Source organism: Mycoplasma haliaeeti, from assembly GCF_048284645.1.
Lineage (GTDB): Bacteria > Bacillota_I > Bacilli_A > Mycoplasmatales > Metamycoplasmataceae > Mycoplasmopsis.
The window spans coordinates 1-23,216 of the sequence record NZ_JBLWAB010000009.1 but is presented as its reverse complement, the minus strand read 5'-3'; the positions used below and the strand labels follow the sequence as shown (position 1 = coordinate 23,216).

13 protein-coding genes are annotated in these 23,216 nt (G+C 31.0%); 9 read left to right on the top strand and 4 right to left on the bottom strand.

Features of this window, described 5'->3' with window-relative positions:
- Positions 1-182 precede the first annotated feature (182 nt).
- Positions 183-8,633, top strand: a complete 8,451-nt coding sequence (locus tag ACNQ2T_RS02835) for an ABC transporter permease (RefSeq protein WP_418035913.1) — start codon at positions 183-185, stop codon at positions 8,631-8,633.
- On the top strand, positions 8,633-9,622 hold the full coding sequence (locus ACNQ2T_RS02830) for an ABC transporter ATP-binding protein (RefSeq protein ID WP_416755399.1): 990 nt from the start codon (positions 8,633-8,635) through the stop codon (positions 9,620-9,622). The genes ACNQ2T_RS02835 and ACNQ2T_RS02830 overlap by 1 nt, the downstream gene beginning before the upstream one ends.
- A 93-nt stretch (positions 9,623-9,715) precedes the next feature.
- Here the strand turns inward: ACNQ2T_RS02830 and ACNQ2T_RS02825 are convergent, their stop codons facing one another.
- Positions 9,716-9,928 (bottom strand): TM2 domain-containing protein, encoded by a 213-nt coding sequence (locus tag ACNQ2T_RS02825; protein ID WP_416755397.1) that lies wholly within the window; start codon positions 9,926-9,928, stop codon positions 9,716-9,718.
- A gap of 92 nt (positions 9,929-10,020) precedes the next feature.
- Here ACNQ2T_RS02825 and lysS point away from each other — a divergent pair, with 92 nt between their 5' ends.
- Together lysS and lepA are read left to right on the top strand one after the other, a co-directional pair.
- Entirely contained in the window at positions 10,021-11,484 is a 1,464-nt protein-coding gene (gene lysS, locus ACNQ2T_RS02820; RefSeq protein WP_418006441.1) for a lysine--tRNA ligase, read from the top strand.
- Positions 11,485-11,721: 237 nt separating this feature from the next.
- Positions 11,722-13,530, top strand: a complete 1,809-nt coding sequence (gene lepA / locus ACNQ2T_RS02815) for a translation elongation factor 4 (RefSeq protein ID WP_418035910.1) — start codon at positions 11,722-11,724, stop codon at positions 13,528-13,530.
- Positions 13,531-13,629: 99 nt separating this feature from the next.
- Here lepA and ACNQ2T_RS02810 read toward each other — a convergent pair whose 3' ends face one another.
- Positions 13,630-14,442, bottom strand: a complete 813-nt coding sequence (locus ACNQ2T_RS02810; RefSeq protein WP_418035908.1) for a hypothetical protein — start codon at positions 14,440-14,442, stop codon at positions 13,630-13,632.
- Between the two features lie 74 nt (positions 14,443-14,516).
- Entirely contained in the window at positions 14,517-15,290 is a 774-nt protein-coding gene (locus ACNQ2T_RS02805) for a hypothetical protein (protein ID WP_418035906.1), read from the bottom strand.
- A gap of 291 nt (positions 15,291-15,581) precedes the next feature.
- Between ACNQ2T_RS02805 and rpsL the strand changes: the two genes are divergently transcribed.
- The 3 genes from rpsL to fusA all read left to right on the top strand — a co-directional run bounded on the left by rpsL (position 15,582) and on the right by fusA (position 18,630).
- Positions 15,582-15,992, top strand: coding sequence for a 30S ribosomal protein S12 (rpsL, locus tag ACNQ2T_RS02800; protein ID WP_078747258.1), 411 nt, complete (start codon positions 15,582-15,584; stop codon positions 15,990-15,992).
- Between the two features lie 62 nt (positions 15,993-16,054).
- The gene (rpsG, locus tag ACNQ2T_RS02795; RefSeq protein WP_305938017.1) at positions 16,055-16,525 is read left to right on the top strand and encodes a 30S ribosomal protein S7; all 471 of its coding nucleotides are present in this window, start codon (positions 16,055-16,057) and stop codon (positions 16,523-16,525) included.
- Between the two features lie 14 nt (positions 16,526-16,539).
- Complete coding sequence (gene fusA, locus ACNQ2T_RS02790) at positions 16,540-18,630, top strand: elongation factor G (RefSeq protein WP_416755389.1); 2,091 nt, start codon at positions 16,540-16,542, stop codon at positions 18,628-18,630.
- Between the two features lie 277 nt (positions 18,631-18,907).
- Here fusA and ACNQ2T_RS02785 read toward each other — a convergent pair whose 3' ends face one another.
- Entirely contained in the window at positions 18,908-20,635 is a 1,728-nt protein-coding gene (locus tag ACNQ2T_RS02785) for a hypothetical protein (RefSeq protein WP_418035904.1), read from the bottom strand.
- Positions 20,636-20,841: 206 nt separating this feature from the next.
- Between ACNQ2T_RS02785 and parE the strand changes: the two genes are divergently transcribed.
- Both parE and rpmB read left to right on the top strand, forming a co-directional pair.
- Entirely contained in the window at positions 20,842-22,767 is a 1,926-nt protein-coding gene (gene parE, locus ACNQ2T_RS02780; RefSeq protein ID WP_416755387.1) for a DNA topoisomerase IV subunit B, read from the top strand.
- Positions 22,768-22,856: 89 nt separating this feature from the next.
- A complete protein-coding gene (rpmB, locus tag ACNQ2T_RS02775) occupies positions 22,857-23,048 on the top strand; it encodes a 50S ribosomal protein L28 (RefSeq protein WP_416738512.1) in 192 nt (63 codons plus the stop codon).
- Positions 23,049-23,216: the final 168 nt, after the last annotated feature.

Genomic DNA, 23,216 nt, shown 5'->3' with positions numbered 1-23,216 from the left:
ATTGACGTCTTTTATTACTGTTCTTTATTATAAAATAACTTTTATCCCTAATTTATAGGACTAAAAGTTATTTTTTTATTTTTCATTTTGGTTTTGGTGCTAGCTTGGTCCAAAAAGCTAACTAGCAAAAAAATAGCTATAATTTAAAATATTAAATTATAAGCAAGAAAGAATGGAGAGATATGAAAAACCTTTTCAAAGAAGTTTTTAGGTCTTTATTTAGAAATAAAGCTACTGTAGCAGGTTTAACTATCTTGGTGTTTCTAACATCTGGGATTTTTACTTTGCTACATGATACAGCGCAATCAATGAAATTGCAATATAACAAAATTAAGGATAAGTCTATTTCACATGATTTAACCATTGACTTAAACTTATCAACAAATGCCAAGGCATATAATGATGGTTATTTAATTAATGGACTAGCGCAAGCTGATGCATTGCCAGAAGCTTACAATAAGCCAATCTTATATGTTGATGATAATTATAAGAAATCTGTAGATATTATTGATCTTCGTAAAGTCGAGGAAGATTTTGTTCCACTTAAAAACTTTATCGATGATCCAAATTATGCTGATGGTTATATTAAGAAAACTGATTTTATTAAAATGTATAACTTACTTAAGAGTGATGATGTTAAAAACAGTGTTCTTAAGTTAGACTATAGCCAAGCTAAAAAAACCTTTACTCTTGCTTCTAATTATTCAATTGACTTATTTACTAAAGAATTAAATGGTACATTTATTCCATCTAAAAAAGAAGTCAAACTTACTTCAGATACTCAACTTCATTTTGATAAGCAATATCAAATTAGTGATATTGCCTATGTAACTGAATCTTCAGAAGGCAAAATTCTTTCTCAAGTGTCAACCATGTTTATTAATGTGCTTACAAAAGAAATCACATTTAACTTAATTAAAGGTCAAACCTGAAAGAAAACAGCTCCAGTTATTGAAGTACTACCTAGTGAATTTATTGCTACTTTGGGATTTAAGCCTTACAATGATCAAAAACTAGTGTTTGTGCAAGATAACAATATTAAACCTACTTTAGTAAATGATATTGCAAATGCTTCAGTAGCACAATTAATGCAAACTAAACTAGCTGATTCTGTTGCTTATGAACAAATCTTTGGAAAAGATAAAGATTATGTAACTACTGTAGAAAAAGAGTATTTCCAGTTTAATCAAGGACAAGTATATAATGTGCCTTTAAAATGGGCTGCTAGAAGAGAAACTGTAACTTACTATCAAAGAAAAGTTTATGAATCTACTTACATTAAATACAAAGATAAATGAGAAGGTGCTTATGTTGCTTTCATGGAACACTTAATTAAAAGTAACCCTGAAGGTAATGAAACAATTCCTGCTAGATTTAAGGAATTCTCATACTGATCAAAGAATATTTCAAATTACATTTACAATTATGATACCAATGGGCAGCTTATAAGTAGCAACCCTGAATTGGTATCTCAACAAGAACCAATTGTATCTAAAGATGAAGTCTTAAAGACACCTTTAATGTTAGCACCTATTAACCAACAATATGGTGTTGCTACAGTTGATGCTGAAAAATTAGCCTTTGTTAAAGGTTTAATTGATAAAACTGTAATACTAGCGCAAGACTTTATTAACAATAATAAAACAGATGCTAAATATAGCCAACTAATTGAAGCAGTTCAAGCTATCCTAGATCAATATCAAGCTAAAATTAAGCAATTAAATAATCCTACTTATGACCAATATAAAGCTTTATACGATGAGCTTTCAAGTCAATTAAAAGAAGTGGTTAAAGATAGACCTGATGCCTTTACTGTGCCTGAATTTGATGACCACAGTGGAACAGAAATTCCTAACTACAATGCTTATGAATACCAAAAACCAAGAACCATTGCTTTCATTGAACACTTTGATGAAAGCACATTAAGTGATAATGTTTATACAAGACTTGTAAATAAAAATATTTTACATGATACATTTAATGAAATCAAAAGTGGTGCTTTAGCAATTGTTAAACAAAACATTTATAACAAAGTTAAAGAACAAGTTGGGGCTGATAACATTGGTATTAAGCAACAATTAACTATTGATTCATTCGATGAAAAGACTCAAGAAAAAAATGTTTTCCAATTTATTAATGTTGGAAATGATAAAGAACAAATTAATGGAATTACCAACAACATTAATAAGTTAATTAATGAAAAAGACAAGCCTACTGGATTAAATGGTATGGCTTTAGAAATTGATGATTTCTTTAAAACCAAACAACTTGATTACTACGTTTCTTACATTATCTTATTAAATACAGCTTCTAACGTAGTACCTTCACCAACTTATATTAAATGTGACTATGGCTTTGATAAGTTTGTTGTCGTAGATTACAATAATCCTAATAAGCCATCAAATACTGTTTATGGACAAAAAGTTTATAAGTTAGCACACTTTGTTAAGAATGCAAATAGTAATATGCCTGAAAGTGAATTTAATAAGTTTGCTGATTTAGGAATTACTACTACAACTTATAAAGCAAGCTCTGGATACTATTACTATGTAGTTAAACCTGTCTATGATAAAGATGGAAACATAGATTACTGAACAAATATGCCAGTTAGCTTCTCAACAGCATCAAATGCTGATGAAGCTGCTAAACATAAAAATGGATTAATTTCAACAAGTGATATTTTAAACTTCTTAAAAGCTAATAATTTAGTGCTTAAAGCTACTTTAAATCCAAATGGATGAGTAGAAAAGAGTTCAGAATTCAATAACGTGGTTTATGTACCATTTGGATATAGAGCTCCATTAGCTGAAATCATGAATGAAGCAATTAACCAAAAAACTATGAACAAGGCTATAGAAAATATCCAAAGAGGATTATTAGATATGGACCTTGTAAAACAAGGATTCTTAACCAAAGATACTGTTTATGCTATCACAGATGCAGCTCAATATACTTTTGATAAGAATGACTTTGCTGGAGTTTTTGCTTCAGGACAAATTAACTTAAACATTATTCCGAAACTTGTAATTGATGCTTTATACAAGCTTTCTCACAACATTAATGGGGATTATGTTAACAAAATCTTAACTGGCATTTTTGCTAAAGCTAAAGCTTTAGTCTTACAACAACCAACTGTTGAAGAACAACAAAAATACTTAGAAAGTGAAATTCAAACTTTATACAACTTCTTTGGTCTAATTGGACAAAATACATTAGCTCAATACATTACTCCTCAAGCTTTAGTACGTATTACTAAAGATCCAGTTAAATTTATTGATAGTTTAATTAAAATTATTAATTCAGTAGATTTTGTTAAGTATACTGACAGTATTATTAACTTCTTAAATGATGAATATAACAAGATTAAAGAAGAAACTGTTAATGACCCAGAAACTGGGCAACCTAGAATAATTAAAAGACAAAGAAAACTTTCATCACACCAAATGATTATTTGATTACTTAAATCAATTGATCAAGACACCTTGAAATCAGGATTAAAAGAAATTATTAACAACATTAATCTTGAATTTATTCAAGATAGTGAAGATAATAACAACCCTCTATACTACGTACTTAAAAACATGCCTCCTTTTGTAAATAACATTATTAATAAAGTTAATGCTTACAAAGGAACTAAGGATCAATTTAAAAACGTACTTGATGGAATTAAATATTTAATTGATGCCTTTGATATTAGTATGTTTGCTGATACATTGGAATCTAAACTTAAACTTGAAAAATTCCAATCAAGCTCACTCACATATAACTATATTTTAGGTAGAAATGTTACAACTTACTACTTCTACTTAGCTGATTCTCTTTCAAATATTGATTATATTTATGCAACACTGAAGGCACTGTTCTCGATTCCAGGTTCAAATAGAAGTCTTAAAGAAGAATTAATTAGATCTTTAAACCTATCAGATAAGGGTACAAGTATCAAAATCAGTGGGGATAGATACTTAACAATTCCAGCTGCTGACACTGATAAATTAGGATACTTTGATTTACTGGGAGCTATTCCAACACCTAAGCAACCTGCTACAAGTGAAAATAGCGCTCCTACTGCTGCAACAGTTAGCTCAGTTCCATTTAATAGATATGGATTTAATTCAATTTATACTTTTATTAGAAGATTTAAATATGCCTTAGACCAAGGGCTACTGAGTCAAGTTGACTATACAAAACTAGATCATAATGATAAAGCTTTAGCTCATGATATCTTAGGTATTGATGGTGATGACCCTATTATTAAAGCTCCTGAAGCCTTAGTTAAACTTAATAGTATGCAAGCAGCTTTTGAAGCTCTAAGACAAAGTACTATTAGTCCTACACTTGGTCAAAATTCTTCTCTAGCTGATATCATTACTTGATATCAAAATGTAGTACCAGTTGGACAAAATCAAACTTACCAATTATTAAGAGAAATCTTAGGTAAATTCCTTAAACCAAATAATGTAAATAGCGATGATTTTGCTGCAATTGGAACAGGATATTTATTATATAAATTCTGACTTTCAATCTTTGCTTCAGATTTAGATGACAAGTATACATTTGATGAAAAGATTGCATTTGCTAACAACTTACTTGATTTAGCAAACAATAAAGAAGTATTAGATAGTTTCAATAGCTTTGACTTATTCCAACCTTCAGCAAGTAATATTATTGGATATGAAACTACAGGATTTGGAATTACTAGATCAATGGCTAATATCTTTGAAATGAAGAATTACTTCTTTGCTACAGATGAAAATGGAAACTACAAGAATCCTATTCTAGCTCAATTTGTGGCTCAAAATAATAAGTTTGCTGCCTTTATTAAGCGAAATGAAATCAATATTACTAAAGCATTTGCTTATATTGGTTCATCACACTTATATACTAAAGTTACTTTAGAGCCTACAAATGATGTTCCAACAGTTGCGGAGGATGATAGGCATTTTACAAGTTACAAATATGACAATGCTGACTCAAATGCAATATATACCTTTATTAACTCAGTTTTAGCTAATAAAGCAATTCAAGCCAACTTTGATTACATTGCCTTCTTAATTGATACAAATTACAATAAGATGCCTTCTTTAATTGCTCTTGGAGTTCCTGATTTAATCTTCTCAAACATTTTAGTAATGAACCACCCTGAATTTATTGTTTGATATCTTACAGATACAAATAAAGTTGGTGATTTAGCTAAAAACAATGCTAATATAGCTTATTTAGTGGCTAATAAGGTTATTAACTACGAAAGCTTAATTGCTCAAAACCCTGATTATATTTATCAACTAATTCAAGCTTCAGTTAAAAGAAGTGTGCCTAACCCAGTGTTTGAACGTGATAAAGACGTTTCATTAGCTATTGATAATGACATTTTATATAACTGACTTGATAAAACTAAAAATGATACAAGTGTTAAATATAATCCATTTGAAGTTAACTTAATGGATGTGCTACTTAAGACTTTTAACACTATCACAGGGGTTAATAAGTTAACTAATGTTCTAAAATATGACCAAGTTGGTTCATATATAGCTAAAGTTAACTATGCTTGATTACAAAGAAATAAGAAGAAGATCTTCAATGGTGCTTTACCAAAAGATCCTAACCAAATGCTAGCGTTAGTAGCTGCATTACCAGAAGAATACAAAATTAGTGTTAATGGTTCTGAATATATTATTATTGGAGATGATTTAACCTACGATAATATTTATCCAGTGCTTGATGAAAACAACTTACAACTTAACCCTAAATCTCAAGCAATTGTTTATGTTAACTCACAAGGATTTGACAGAATTAAGCAAGCTTATAGAGGAAACGTGGTTAAGGAATACTTACTTGTAAGAAACTCAACTGCTAAAACTAATGTAGCTTTAAAAAATGAACTAGATAAGATCATTAAAGCTGAAACAATTAATAAAGATGACTTCCAACGGGTATTTTTAGATGATGAACTAGACATGCTTAACCCAGAAAGAAGCATTAGAATTACAGCTATGAAAGGAATTGTGCGTTCAGTTGATTACTCAGCTAAAGTACTTCTTTCAATTCTAGTTACTCTAGTTGCAATCTCAATTATCTTTATTATTAAACGTTACATTTCAAACAAAAACAAGGTTATTGGTATTTTAGTGGCTCAAGGATATACTCCTTTAGAAATCTCACTATCAATGACAGTGTTTGCCTTCTTTACTATCTTTATTGGAGACATTTTAGGATACATTACTGGATTCTTACTCCAAGGGGTAGGTATAAAGATTCTAGATAACTATTGAACTGTGCCAATTGAGACACTGACATTCTCTTGAATCTCATTACTTGTTAATATAGTTGTACCTCTCTTTGCTATGTCACTATTAATTATTATTGTTTCATTACGTTCATTAAGATTTAAATCAATTGACTTAATGAGTGGAATTGTCGAAGTGGCAACTGGAGAAGTGTATAAGAAATATGCGCAAGCCTTTAAGAAGAGAAATGTTAAAGGTAAATTCTCAGCATCCTTGGTATTTAACAGTTTTTGAAAACTATCTTCATTTGGCATTAGTATTATTCTAACCTCACTAACAACCTTATTTGGATTTGCAACCTTTGGTGTGTTTGAGGAATCTATTAATAAGACTTACCAAAATAGAAATTACAACTATAGATTTGACTTGTATTCACCTACTTTAGAAGGTGGACCAATTAATCCATATCAATCAACTAACCTAGAAAATAATTTATATGTGCCAATTGGAAATATCTCTGAATTAGATCAATATCAATCAGACTACTTTAAACCTGGATATTCAACAGCTGTTAATATTCTTGGCAAAAATGGAAATCCAAACGAATTTGATGGACATGTTATTTCACAATTCTCAGTTAATATCATTATTGACTCTGTGGTAGGGGTGGACCCATGAAATTCGGTTTATAACTCATTACCTGACTCACAAAAATCTCGGATTCTTAAGGTAAGAGATAAGATTGGAAAAGCTCTAGAAAAAACCCAAAGTGGTATTGTATATGACCAATATGGTGCAGTAGACTCTAATAAGACTTCAATTACTGGTCTAGAAGGCTTCTTTGAATACTTCCCTGACAAAGATAACGTTATGAATGGAAAATTCTACTACATGGCCTTAAATAGCTCACGTACTGGTTACGATATGAAAGCAATCAATACAACAAACTATAGAGATCCATATAGAGAATTCTTAGTACAAGGTTACAAAACAATAGCAGAAAATAATGATAAAGCAATTGCTAAGGACCCTAAAGCTGAAACAATTAATGACTTCTTCATTTCATTTGGTGGATTATACTTCAACCCTATTTATGATGAAATCTATACTTATGTAGATGCTAACATTGTAGCTATTAAGAATAAGGAACTTAAAGAAAAATCAAATAATCAAAATGTTAGATTATATGGTTACTTACCTGACTCTAAAGAAGTTAAAATCATTGGAACCAATGGGGAAGACTTACTTAAGAAGATTAATGATCAATACAATCAAAATCCAGATGACAATAAGATACCTTTAATTATTAACGAAGTGGTAGCTCAATCATATGGATTATGAATTGGACAAAGTATTGAAATTAAAGCTAATAACACTGTAGATCGTTACCAAAGCAAGATCAATAGTGAAATTGGACAAGATAAGACAGAACTTAGAAATAAAACTTATAAATTTGTAGTAGCTGGAATTAACCCTTCATACATTAATAATGAATTTATAATTCCTAAAGCAGCTGCAGATAAAATTATTGGAATCAATAATATTACTTATAACCCAGCTTATAACAATGGAGCAGCCTTTAATGGGGTGTTATCAAATAACCCACTACCTATGCAAATTCTAAACTCTGCTTCACTATACTCAATTAGTGGTTACTGAGCAAGTATTGATTCATTTGACACTGAAAGATTAACAAGCAAATCAATTGGTGAATTATTTGATGGAATATTTGGTTCAACTACAACAGTTGAAAACTCAAAAGTAAATGGTGCAATGCGCAATATTGGATATAGCGATGTGCAAATTGCTAAATTCTTTAACCCTACCTATAGTGGTAGTCAAGATGTCAATGCGCTAAAAGAAAGTTATCTTGCTGCTAAAGCAGATGCAACCAAATACATTCAAAAATTCGCACGAATTTTTGAAGATAAACTTTATGTACCTAGTGCAGCTTCAATTGATTCTAAGGACATTGAAGTCAACTATACAATGACAATTGCTAAGACAGTACAAATAGTTGTTACAATTATCTCTATCCTAACCTTCATTGTCTCAATTGTGATCTTAATTATCATTTCAACAATCTTAATTAATGAAAACGAAAAGAACATTGCTATTTGAGCAGTACTTGGATACAATGAAAAAGAAAAACTCAAGATATTCTTTGGCATCTATATACCATTTATCGTAACTTCAATTCTAATTTCACTGCCAATTGCATACGGATTAATTTCAGTCTTTAGTGCATTCTTAACGAATGCTGCTAAAATTGCTATCCCACTTGCAATTACAGCTGCAAATGCCTTCTTAACAATTGGAGTTATCCTATTTGTATTTATCGTGACAGCTTCATTAGCTTGAATCGCACTTAATAAGATTAAAGCGATTGATTTATTGAAAGGAAAATAATGAACTTACAACCAGAAGAAAAAAACAACGAATCAACTACTACAACAAACAATACAACACAAGAAAACACCTTAGAAACTCAAATGGAAGAAGTAATCTTAACTAAGAAAACTTCTGACGTTAAGATTACTGTTAAAAACGTTTTTGAAGTATTAGATGCTGATGGTGGTGCTAATAAAATAACTGTTGATAGATCAATTGCTAAGAAACTTAGAAAAGCTGCTAGCAAGAAGAGACCAAAAGATGATCATAAAGACCTAAAAAACCTTGATGGTAACATTATAGATGTGCGTGATGTGTCTAAATACTATCTAGCTGGAAACAGTGTTACTCGTGTGCTTAAAAATATCTCTTTAAGCATTAAAAAAGGTGAATTTGTTATGATATTTGGTAAGTCAGGAGGAGGTAAATCTACCCTTCTAAACCTAATATCGGGGCTTGATCGTCCTTCACGTGGCGATGTGATTGTTTGTGATGATAACTTACCTTACATGAGCGATACCCAACTTACTTTATTTAGAAGAAAACACGTAAGCTTTATCTTCCAAAACTACAACTTATTGCAAAACCTTAATGGTTATGACAATGTAGAAACAGGAGCTTTCTTACAAACTGATAAGGAAAAGAAACTTGATATTGACCAATTATTTGAAGAATTCGATATTGTTGATATTAAAAATAAATTTCCTTCTCAAATGTCAGGGGGTCAACAACAACGTATTTCAATTTTAAGAGCGCTAGCTAAAAATGCAGAAATTATCTTTGCTGATGAACCTACTGGAGCGCTTGATGAAGCTACTACTGAAATTGTACTTTCATACCTATATGATATTAATAAAAAGTATGGAACAACAATTGTTATGGTTACCCACAACCCACTAGTTGAACCAATTGCTGATAGAATTTTCTATGTTAAAAAAGGTAGAATTTCTAAAATTAAAACTAATAATAAAACAGTTCATCCAAAAGAATTGAATTGAACTGAATAACATCTAGCCAGCTTGCTGGCTTTTTGTTTACAACTTGCACCAAGGCCTAAAAGGTAAAAATAAAAACCCAGGAAGTCCTGGGCTATTTTGTAACTAAGGTTTAATGTAAAGGCCTTGGTTATCTTTTTGCATTCCTGCTGCAGCTAGGATAAGGTCAATTAATCACCATACTCCAAATCCACCACCGGTAAAGAGCTTAAGAAGGAATAATCCAATACGTCCACCGTATAAACGATCAATTCCTAATACTCCTAGGAAGATTGAAAGCAGTAGGTTTACAACATAACTGCGATTGCTTTTAACCATAGCGCGCCTCCTTTTAAATATTATATATTTAATATAATTATAAAACAAATTAATGTATACTTTAAATACTATTTTATTTTAGGAGATATTTTATGGAAAAATATACTGAACAAGAACAAATTAGACGTAACAAGTTAGATTTTTATAAAGAAAATAATATTGAAGCCTTTGCTAAGGCAGATGGATTAAAAGAATTAACTTATTCAGATCAAATCGAAGCTCAATACAACTCATTAAGTAAAGAAGAATTAGATACACAAGCTATTCCAGTAGCTATTACAGGTAGAATTTTAACTATGAGAGGGCCTTTTATCTTATTAAAAGACTATCATGGAAAAATGCAAGTTTACTTCAACAAGAAAGAACACAGTGAAGAATTAGCTAAATTAGTTGCTTCATTCGACCTTGGTGACATTATTTATGTTGAAGGACTTGTAATGAAAACTCACACAGGTCAAGTTACAGTTAAAGCACAAAACATTAAGTTACTTACAAAATCTCTTAAACCACTTCCTGATAAATACCATGGACTTGCTGATGTTGAAGAAAGATATCGTCACAGATATGTAGATCTAATTGTAAATGATGAATCAATGGCGACATTTTGAACCAGAACAAAAATTATTAGCGAAATTAGAAGATATTTTGATGAACAAGGATACATGGAAGTTGAAACTCCATTCTTACACGATTATTTATCTGGAGCTTCAGCTAGACCATTTACAACTCACCACAATGCTTTAGACCAAGAATTCGTGCTTAGAATCGCAACTGAAATTCCTCTTAAAAAGTTACTAGTTGGTGGTGTTGATAAAGTTTATGAAATTGGACGTATTTTCAGAAACGAAGGAATTGATACAACTCACAACCCTGAATTTACTTCTATTGAATTCTATGAAGCTTACTCAAACCTTGAAGGTATGATGCAACACACCGAAAAATTATTCAAGAGACTTGCACAAAAATTAGGTAAAGAAACTGTAGTAAACAAAGGTGTTGAAATTGACTTAACTAAACCATTTGCTAGAGTAGATATGGTTGAAGCAGTTTCTAAGGCAACTGGAGTAAACTTTAGAGAAATTAGCTTTGAGCAAGCTAAAGAAGTTGCAAACAAATATGGAATTAAAGTACAAAAATTCCACCAATTAGGTCACATTATTAATGAACTATTTGAAGAATTAATTGAAAAAACTTTAATTCAACCTACATTTGTTTATGGACACCCAATTGAAATATCTCCACTAACAGCTAAAGGAAGTGATCCTAGATTTACTGAACGTGCTGAATTATTCATCAATACTAAAGAATATGCAAACATGTATACAGAGCTTTCAGATCCAATTGACCAATTACAACGTTTCCAAGAACAACTTGAAGAAAAGAATAATGGAAATGATGAAGCTAGTGATATTGACTGAGACTTTGTTGAAGCGCTTGAATATGGAATGCCTCCTACAGGTGGATGTGGAATTGGAATTGATCGTTTAACTATGTTACTTGCTGAAAAAGATTCAATTAGAGATGTTCTATTATTCCCTACAATGAAAAGAAGATAATTATACGCAAAGCCTAGGCTTTGCTTTTTTATACTTTTTTCCCTATCGCGTAGGCAAAAAAGTGCAAAAAGAAAACTCGCCGTGACGAGTTAATTATTATGCGAAAGGCGTGTATATTTAACGCAAGCAGCGATACCTTATAGATATCTCATTCTTGATTTCTCAAGCACTGACATTATTATACACCAATTTGGAAATTTACTAAAAAATTAACAGAAAAAATATAAAATATATAACATGAACAAAGACAAGATTAGAAACTTCTCAATAATTGCACATATTGACCACGGAAAAAGCACACTTGCAGATAGAATTTTAGAATATACACACACTGTTGCAAACAGAGATCTAAAGGCTCAATTTTTAGACTCTATGGATCTAGAACAAGAACGTGGAATTACTATTAAACTTAATGCTGTGCAAATTAAATATAAGGACTATATTTTCCACTTAATTGATACTCCAGGGCACGTGGACTTCAACTATGAAGTATCGCGTTCTTTAGCTGCCTCTGAAGGAGCTTTATTGCTAGTAGATGCAACTCAAGGGATTGAAGCACAAACATTAGCTAATGTTTACTTAGCACTTGAAAATGATCTTGAAATCTTACCTGTAATAAACAAGATTGATTTACCAAGTGCTAATGTAGAGGAAGTTAAAGAAGAAATTGAAAATGTAATTGGAATTTCAACTGAAAATGCTATTTTAGTTTCAGCTAAAACTGGGCAAGGTGTGCCTGAATTATTAGATGCTATTGTTAAATATATTCCAGCACCTAAGAACGCTGATGATAGTAAGCCTTTAAAAGCGTTAATTTTTGATAGCTACTTTGATCCTTACCGTGGAGTTGTTATGCTAATTCGTGTCTTTGAAGGAAAACTTAAGACTGGAGATAGATTTATCTTTATGTCTCGTCCAGCTGAAGAACAAGCCTACCACGTAATTGATTTAGGGGTAAGAAACCCTTATGAAACTAAGAAAGATGAATTAGTAGCTGGTGAAGTTGGATGAGTTTCAGCCGCAATTAGAGATGCTAAAGAAGTACATGTTGGGGATACTATTACTCTAGCTGAAAACCCTACAGATAAAGCTCTACCTGGATACAAGAAGATGAAACCAGTAGTCTTTACTGGATTTTATCCAATTGATACTAGAGATTACATGGATTTAAAAGAATCACTTGAAAAAATTTCTTTAAGTGACTCTTCAATTACTTGAGAACAAGAAACCTCAAAAGCCTTAGGATTTGGATTTAGAGTTGGATTCTTAGGTATGCTACACATGGAAATTTTACAAGAACGTTTAGATCGTGAATACAAGGTTGGAATTATTGCGACCTCTCCTTCTGTAGAATATAAAGTAACTACAACAAAAGGGGAAGTTGAAATGATTTCTAACCCTACATTATTCCCAGATCGAACCTTTATTGAAAAAATTGAAGAGCCTTATGTTGAAGCAAGTATTTTTGTACCTAATGAATACATCGGAAATGTAATGGAATTATGTCAAAATAAACGTGGAATTTACAAGTCACTGGAAACAGTTGACTCAAGACGTTCAAAAGTTGTTTATGAGTTACCTCTAGCTGAAACGATTTTTGATTTCTTTGATAGATTAAAGAGTGCTACTAAAGGATATGCTTCATTTGAATATGAATGAATCGGATATCGTGAATCTGATTTAGTTAAAGTAGACATTTTATTAAATGGAGATAAAGTGGATGCTTTCTCAATTATTACACACCGTGAAAAAGCTTATGAAGCAGCAAGAGAACTATGTCAAAAACTTAAGGATGCTATTCCTAGACAAAACTTCGAAGTCCCTGTGCAAGCCACAATTGGTGGAAAAATCATTGCTAGAGAAACAATTAAAGCTTATCGTAAAGATGTTACTGCCAAATTATATGGAGGGGACGTAACTCGTCGTCAAAAACTTCTTAAGAAACAAAAAGAAGGTAAAAAACGTATGAAAAAACTTGGGTCAATTGAAGTGCCACAAGAAGCCTTCTTATCAGTATTAAAAACTAATATTGATCCTAAAAAATAATATTAATCAAAGAATGGAACATTAGCTTCCATTTTTTCTTTGCCTTTATAAAGGTAAAGAAAAAACCTCATAGGGAGGTTAGCTTAGAAATTATAGGGACTATGAATAATTAATGTGACCTGATGAAATGTAGATTAGAAATTGGTCACTTGAAATAGTATCTAAGTATTCTTGGATTGCACCAGAATCAGAGTGAGTGAGGACAAAATAGTTTAATTTTTCATCATGAGTCATATCTACAACGCGATTTAGATATACTTGTGCCATAATTGAACGCATATATCTAATTAGCATACCTGAAATGAAGGGCATTAAGAAACAAACAATACAAATGAGGACAACAGACCAAGTCGGATAGTGATAAATATTATGGTTTGCTACTAAAAAAATACTCATAGTGACAAAAAAGGCATGAGCAAAGCCAATAAAGAATGGCATAAAAGCAGCCAGAACAAAAAGTTTTTTGCAATTAGCTTGGTCCTTATAATTTAAATAGTTCTCTAATTGAGAAGTATCAATAGACTTCCATTTATCAAGATTATAAATTGTTTCAGGATCTTGGTCAAAAGTAGGACGACCACCTAATTTTCCAATTGAATAGATAAATGAAAAAACTTGTCAGATGCAAAGCCAAAAAGGATGCTTAATTATTTGATCTTGTTTAGTATAAGAATAATTTATAGAATCAATTCTTAAAATCTCTTTATGATTAAGTGCTCAATTAATGAGATGAAAAAGCAAAAAGAAACCTGAAATAGCAGCAAAAGCTATGATTCAATTTAGGATAGTGTTACTCTTATTAAATTGATACATAGTTAGGATTGATAGTGCAACATTAAGGCAAAAACCTGATATAGCTGGGAAACAAATAGGTACTATATAGAGTTTAAAAATTTTGTTTTTAGTTTCCATTCTTACTCCTTTCCGTTATTTGACTAAAGCTACATAAGAAATAATAGTTGGGTTTTTTATTTTTAGCATGCTTGCTAAATAAATTCTTTGAATTCTTTGCTTGCAATTGTTTGCAAATATTCTTTAGATCTATATGGGGAGGTAAAATAGCATTCAACTTTTCAAGCTAAGTCAGTTTCGTGTATTCTATTTAGACTTATTTCTAAAAATCATTGAGATATTGTGCTTTTAAAATATTTTATTATAAACACCACCATTAATAAAAAACATAATAATACAACAGCTATAATGGGGCTAGTAATGTGCAGCCAAGAGTAAGATACTGTATCAACCAGTACTGTTATAAAAGATAAGATTATTCCTAATAAAAGTCCCATAACTAGAGGCATATAAAGCATGAGATGATGAATTTTTTTAGAGTTAATATGATCTTTGTATTCAAAGTAACGCTTTATTTCATTTTCATCTGTAGGCTTGAATATTTCTGCCTTACTTTCTGCTTCGCCTAAATTAGAATCTTTATTTTCCTTATAAGAACTTTGGCACAATAAAACAGAACATGTTGCTTTATAAAATGGATGGGCAAAATAAAGCTTCTCTCTATTTCAATCATAATTAGTTGCGTTAATTCTTAAAGCTGTTTTGGGATAAATTGCTCAATTTATAATATAAAAAATTAGAAATAGGCTTAATAAAATAGAAAATACTAGGGTTAGATATTTGAAAGCTATTTGATGTTTAGTTAAATACAAAATTAAGCTAGTTGTATCAATACATAGTAATAAACCTATTAAAAATTGAATTCATATAGGTGTCCAGTAGCAAAATATGGTCTTAGCTTTTGACATCAAGCCTCCTTATAATATAGCTATTTATTAGCTTAGTTAATAAATGATACATGATTCTAAACCTTTAGAAGCAAAATGAAAAATAAAGCCATTTAATTTAGTTTATTTTGATAAATTAAAAGGAATTTTTAGCAAAGTATCCCTAAAAATAGGAATAAAAAAAATAAAAAAGTTTGACACACTCGGCTAAGTTGTTATATAATAGTTTTGCTATTTTAGATAGCCTAAAATTTTTATTAGAATTAATCTTATTTTTATTACAAACATAAAATAAACGAAAGGAAGCAAAAAATGCCAACAACTAATCAATTAGTTACAAATGGTCGTAGCTCAAAAACAAGAAAGCAAAATGCTCCTGCATTAAGCTTAAGCTACAACTCATTAATCAAAAAAGCTAAAAAAATGGCTTCACCATTTAAACGTGGTGTATGTACTCGTGTTGCAACAATGACACCTAAAAAACCTAACTCAGCTTTACGTAAATACGCTCGTGTTAAGTTATCAAACGGAATGGAAGTTACAGCTTACATCCCTGGTGAAGGACACAACTTACAAGAACACTCTGTTGTTTTAATCCGTGGAGGTCGTGTTAAAGACTTACCTGGGGTTAGATACCACATCGTTCGTGGAACACAAGATGCTGCTGGTGTAGCAAAACGTAACCAAGGACGTAGTTTATACGGAGCTAAAAAAGCTAAATAATAAAAGCATAATTTTATTGAATTAATAACACAAAACACATTAAAAAATTAGGAGGACAATTTATGTCAAGAAAGAAAAGTGCACCTATCCGTGAAGTACTTGCAGATCCAGTTTTTAATTCTGTAATCGTTACAAAATTAATTAACCAAATTATGCTTGACGGAAAGAAATCAATTGCTCAAGATATTTTATATTCAGCATTTAACATTATCAAAGAAAAAACAAATAGAGAACCAATGGAAGTTTTCTTAGAAGCAGTGGAAAACATTACTCCACAATTAGAAATTAGAACAAGAAGAATTGGTGGAACAAACTACCAAGTTCCTACAGAAGTTTCTCCACGTAGAAAACAAACATTAGCACTTAGATGATTAGTGCAATACTCTAGATTAAGAAACGAAAAAACAATGGATGTTCGTTTAGCTAACGAAATCATTGACGCATCAAACAAAACAGGTGGAGCTATCAAGAAACGTGAAGACACACATAAAATGGCAGAAGCTAACCGTGCTTTCGCTCATTTCAGATGATAGTTTTATAGGAATATATGGCTAGAGAATATGAATTAAAAGATTACCGTAACATCGGTATTATGGCCCACATTGATGCAGGTAAAACAACAACTACAGAAAGAATCTTATTCCACACAGGAAAAATTCACAAAATTGGTGAAACACACGATGGTGCTTCACAAATGGACTGAATGGCTCAAGAACAAGAACGTGGAATTACTATTACATCAGCTGCTACAACAGCTTTCTGAAAAGGAAAAAGAATTAACATTATCGATACTCCAGGGCACGTTGACTTCACAGTTGAAGTTGAGCGTTCACTTCGTGTATTAGATGGTGCTGTAGCTGTACTTGACGCCCAATCAGGTGTTGAACCACAAACAGAAACAGTTTGAAGACAAGCTACAAACTACAAAGTTCCACGTATCGTTTACGTTAACAAAATGGATAAAGCTGGTGCAGACTTTGCTGCTTCAGTTGCTTCAGTTAAACATCGTTTAGGTGGAAATGCAGTTGCTATCCAATGACCTATTGGTGCAGAATCAGACTTCGAAGGAATTATTGACTTAGTTACTTTAGAAGCTATTAAATACAACGGTGAAGCTCAAGAAGAAGAATTCCCAACAGAAATTCCAGCTCACTTAGTTGACATCGTTCATGAAAAACGTCAAGAATTATTAGAAGCTGTTGCAAACTTTGACGAAGACATGATGATGGCTGTTTTAGAAGGTGGAGACGTTACAGTTGAAGACTTCAAAAAAGCTATCAGAAAAGCTACATTAACATCAGAATTCTTCCCAGTAGTATGTGGTACATCATTCAAAAACAAAGGTGTTAAGAGAATGATTGATGCTGTAGTTGACTACTTACCATCACCACTTGATGTTCCAGCTATCCCAGCTTATGACGGAGAACACACAGTTCACGTTGAAGCTACAGATGACGGATACTTCGCTGGTTTAGCATTCAAAGTTATGACTGACCCATATGTTGGATCATTAACATTCTTCAGAGTTTACCGTGGAGTTCTAGAAAAAGGAAGCTACGTATACAACTCAACTAAAGAACAAAAAGAACGTATCGGACGTATCTTACAAATGCACGCAAACAACCGTGTTGAAATCGATGAATGTCGTGCAGGAGATATTGCTGCTGCTGTTGGACTTAAATATACAACAACAGGTGATACTTTAATCGATGAAAAATCACCAAAAATCGTTCTAGAAAAAATGGTTTTCCCAGAACCAGTTATCTCACAAGCTCTTGAACCAGAATCAAAAGCTGCTACAGAAAAACTTTCATTAGGACTTCAAAAATTAGCTGCTGAAGACCCTACATTTAGAACATACACAGACGAAGAAACAGGACAAACAATTATTGCTGGTATGGGTGAATTACACCTTGACATTATTGTTGATCGTCTAAAACGTGAATTCGGTGTTAAAGCTAAAGTTGGAGCACCTCAAGTTTCATACCGTGAAACAATTACAATTCCAGCTGAAGTTGAAGGAAAACACATCAAACAATCTGGTGGTAAAGGACAATACGGACACGTATGAATTAAATTTGAACCAAACCCAGATGGCGGATTCGAATTCGTTGACAAAATCGTTGGTGGTAAAATTCCTAAAGAATACATTAAATCAATCCAAAAAGGACTTGAAGAAAAAATGGCTGCTGGTATTTTAGCAGGTTACCCAATGATCGACATCAAAGCTACATTATTTGATGGATCATACCACGATGTCGACTCTTCTGAAATGGCTTACAAAATTGCTGCTTCTAAAGCACTTACAAAAGCTAAAGACAAAATTGGTACAGTATTACTTGAACCTATCATGGATGTTGCAGTAGTTGTTCCTGCAGACCACATGGGGGATGTAATTGGTGACTTATCACGTCGTAGAGGACTTGTTAACGACCAAGAACAAAGAAACGATGGAGCTGTTATTGTTAAAGCTATGGTTCCACTTTCAGAAATGTTTGGATACTCAACAGAACTTAGATCTATGACAAGTGGTCGTGGAACATACCAAATGCAATTCGATCACTACGAAAAATGTCCTAAATCAATCGCTGATGAAATCATCAAACGTAGAAACATTCAAGATAAAGATGAAGATTAATTATCATTCATTTAATAATTTAGGTTGGCTTTAGCCAGCCTTTTTTATACTTTTTTATCTAGTAAATAGGTATTTTGTAAATAATGTTCTTAATTACTGCAAAAATACTAAAAAAATATAAATAAAACGCTCTCAGGTTACTAGTGTGAGAGCGCTTCAATATTTTTGCAATCTTGTTAGCCTACAAATAACCAAAAGTCAAGCTAACAAACGCATTATTTCTAACGCTATATATTAAATATAAATTTAGATTAGTTTCCTATTATAAAGCTATGTATTAGTTGTCAATAACTATAGTTTCGTTATCAGAATCAGTGTGTTGTTTAGTTTTATCAACTCCAATAGCTGTTAGTAACTTATCATTACTAAAGTCACTTAAGAAATACTTATTAACTCCAATATCATGTATTGAAAAATCATCATGAGTAATAAATTTCTTGTACAAGTCTTTATTATCTGGTTGATTTTTTAAATCATTATAAGCTTTAGAAATACTAAATAGGTTACTTGAATATATTAGAGTATTTTGAGTATTAACATGAACTTCTAAAGCTTTTCCATTATCTATAATTGGAATAACAAATGTGAAAACAGTAGGCTTATTAGGACTTTCATTTGTTTTTAAATCTACATTTGGTTTATAAATGGCATCAATATTACTTGATAAGTCATGTAAGTATTGATCATATTTAGCATCTGATTTTTGATTTAGAAGACGAGTAGCTTGTAACTTAAATACATTTTGGAACTTATTTTTAAAATCAGCATAATCCATGTTGTTGTTATTAAGTCAATCAACTGCAAAATCTTGATATTTATTTGGCTCATAGTTGATAAATACTTGATGTTCTCTGCCTGGAAAAACAATTATAGAAGGAAGAGAATTTTTAGCAGTAACATTTAAAGGAATATCAAATTTATAATATTTTAGTTTAAGGCCTGGATTATGTTTCTTCATAATTTCATATCTTTCAAGAGTTGATGTAAAAGCTTTATTAGCATCTTTTGAAAGTTGCACTGCTTGGACTTCTTGATAAGAAAGATTTTCTATAGGGTTTAGATTTTGCTTCTCACTTACATTATAAGTAAGTGGAGATAAGTAATTTGGACTTGATTTTAAGAAATCTGTTAAAAGATTATTATCTTTTATTTTAATGTTATAGTATCATGCTGGAGTTTGAATATTATGAGAAACAAATTTAGATGAATAATATTCATTTTCAGCTGTTCAATATGGTTTATATTGAGGTTTTTCTTTATATTTAGTAAATAGTAAATCTAGTGGTAAAGTGTCGAATCAATTTAACTCGTAGGCAGTGAATAAATTAGAAACTGTTCTAGCTTGAGATTTAGCTAATGTTTGCATGTTTCAATTTAAACTTTTAATATCACTAATGCTTTGGTTAACTACATCTATCTCATGCTTGTTGTTATCAATTGTTTTAAATTCCTCATTCTTGAAATTTAAATATGGATTAATTTTAAATTTTGATATTAAGTCACTGACGCTAATTTTTGCAATTGATAAGTCATAAGCATTGTTTTTATAGTGAGCTTTTATGCTATTTAGGTCATTATAGATAAGTGATGCATGTTGAGGCACTAATGAATTTAATCCATTTTCAATGTTACATAACATGTAGTATCTTAAAAAGTTATTAACAGTATTAACATTTACCCAAGCAGCAATTTTATCTGAGTCAGTTAAAGTATTTAATGAATTAGTAGTTACATTAATATCTTTAATTAATGCATTTAGTGTTTTTATCAGACTAGGTGAGACATCTTTTGAATTAATAATGTGATCAAGAACTTTATTTAAAGATTCATAGTCATATAGAGCAGAAGCATTTTTAGGAATTTGCATATTAATTCCATTAATTTTGCTAATTTTATTATTTGCAGTAGCTACAGATGCACCATTAACACCACAAGAGCTGCTTATAAGTGGAATTAAAATAGTAGAGCTTAGTATAGTACTAAGAAAAATTTTTTTAGTTTTCATTTTTCTCCTTAAGGAAGTAATTTAGTTAAGTTTTTATATCTATATATCTTAATATTACTGCTTTTTTAACTAAATTTGCATTTGTGGAAAATATTTCAATGTTGCGCCTAAAGACCTAGATTCTAAGGTTAATGTATTCAAAACTGTTCCACAATTAGTAAGAAATGATATAAAAAATAAAGCAAAAAAGCTTTATAATTAATTTTATGAGTAAAACACAAGAATATAATGCAAGTAGTATTCAGCAATTAAAAGGGCTAGAAGCTGTTAGAAAAAGACCAGGAATGTACATTGGAGGAACTGATGTGCATGGTTTACATCATTTAGTTTGAGAAATTGTTGATAATGCAATCGATGAGGCACTAGCAGGATATGCTACAAATATCGATGTTATTTTACACGAAGATGACTCAGTGGAAGTTATTGATAATGGGCGTGGAATACCGGTTGATAAAATGAAGGGCCAAAATCGTACAGCTGTAGAATTAATTTTTACAGAATTACATGCTGGTGGTAAGTTTAATTCAGGAGCTTATAAAACTTCTGGAGGATTACATGGAGTTGGTTCTTCTGTAGTTAATGCTTTATCAACTAAACTAGTTGCTACAGTAGCTCGTGATAAAAAAGTTTATGAAACTATATTTCAACAAGATACTATATTAGTGCATACACATGAAATTGGAGTAAGTAAAAGCAATTGAACTTCAATTCGTTTCTGACCTGATTATGCATTTTTCAAGCGTGCTAAACTAAGCTTTGATAAGATTTCTGAAAGATTAAAAGAAAGTTCATTTTTAATCTCTAATTTAAAGATTACTTTAGATGATCGCAAAAATAATAAAAAAGAAGTATATGAATATTCAAAAGGCCTTGAATCATTCTTGAACTTTATTAATGATTCAAAAATTAGCATTACTGCTCCAGTCTCATATAAGGATAGCAAAAAAGATATTGAAGTAGATTTTGCTTTCCAATGAACTGATTCATATAACGAAATCATTTTAAGTTTCGTTAATAATGTTAAAACCCGTGATGGTGGAACACATGAAATGGGACTAAAATCAGCCTTTACTAAAACCTTTAATGAATTTGCAATTCGTGAAGGAATTGTTAAAAATGGTAAATTATTTGAGGGTGATGATATCAGAGAAGGGCTTGCATGTATTATTTCGCTTAAGATTCCTGAAAATTTACTTGAGTTTGTTGGACAAACTAAAGACAAATTAGGAACACCTGAAGCTAAAAATGTAGTAGAAGAAATTGTTTCTAAGTACCTTGAAATCTGAATAAATGAAAACAAAACGCTAGCAAAAGATGTACTTGATAAAGTTAAAAGAGCCTTTGAACTTAGAATGGAAGAAAGAAAGCTAAGAGAAGAAAGCCGAAAAACTAAAAAGATTGCAAGTGAAAAATTAATTTTAAGTGATAAGTTGACTCCAGCAACTTCTAAAAATTCTGAGGAAAAAGAATTATTCCTTGTTGAGGGAGACTCAGCTGGTGGTAGTGCTAAAAGTGGACGTGATCGGAAATTTCAAGCTATCTTACCTTTAAGAGGAAAAGTAATCAACTCTGAAAAGAAAAAGATTAGTGAAGTGCTAAAGAATATTGAAATTAGTACAATTATTAACACAATTGGAGCTGGCTTTGGAAAAGACTTCGATTTAGAAAAAGCTCAATATAATAAAATTATTATAATGACGGATGCTGACACTGATGGGGCACATATTCAAGTTTTACTATTAACATTCTTCTATCGTTTCATGAAACAATTAATTGAAAAAGGACATGTTTATATCGCTCTTCCCCCTTTATATAAGGTGAGCGGTAAAACTTCTAAGAAAATTCAATACGCTTGAGATGAGGAACAACTAAAAGATATTCTAGAAACAATCAAAGAGCCTTATGAATTACAAAGATATAAAGGGCTTGGAGAAATGAATGCGGATCAATTATGAGAAACAACTATGAATCCTAAGACTCGTACTTTAATTCAAGCTACTATTGAAGATGCTTCATTAGCTGAAAGAAGAGTTAGTGTATTAATGGGAGAAAATGCAGAATTCAGAAAAGACTGAATTGATAATAATGTGGATTTCTCAAATGAAGATGATTTTTTCGAACAAGTTTTATAAAAAAGAATTTTTTGTTATAATAAATGCAATTTAATCTATAATAATCTCGATAATCGATTTTAATTAGCTAACTAAAGAAAGGATTATTTATGTCAAGAAGAGATGTTCTAACAGGAAAAGGACCTCAATCAGGAAACAAACGTTCTCACGCATTAAATGCTTCAAAGAGAAAATTTAATCCTAACTTACAAAAAGTAAGAGTAATGATTGATGGTCAAAAGATGACTCTTAAAGTTAGTGCTAAAACACTAAAGACTTTAAAAAACAAAGGAATGATATAATAAAAAAATCATTCGTTCGAACGATAATAAAAAAATACCAAAAAAGGTATTTTTTTATTTTGCATTTTAAAAATCTGTTATATAATAATATCGCTTGTTAAGTAAACAAACACAAAAGTTCTTTGAAAACTAGATATATACAATGTACATGACAGTCAATTTTTTCGA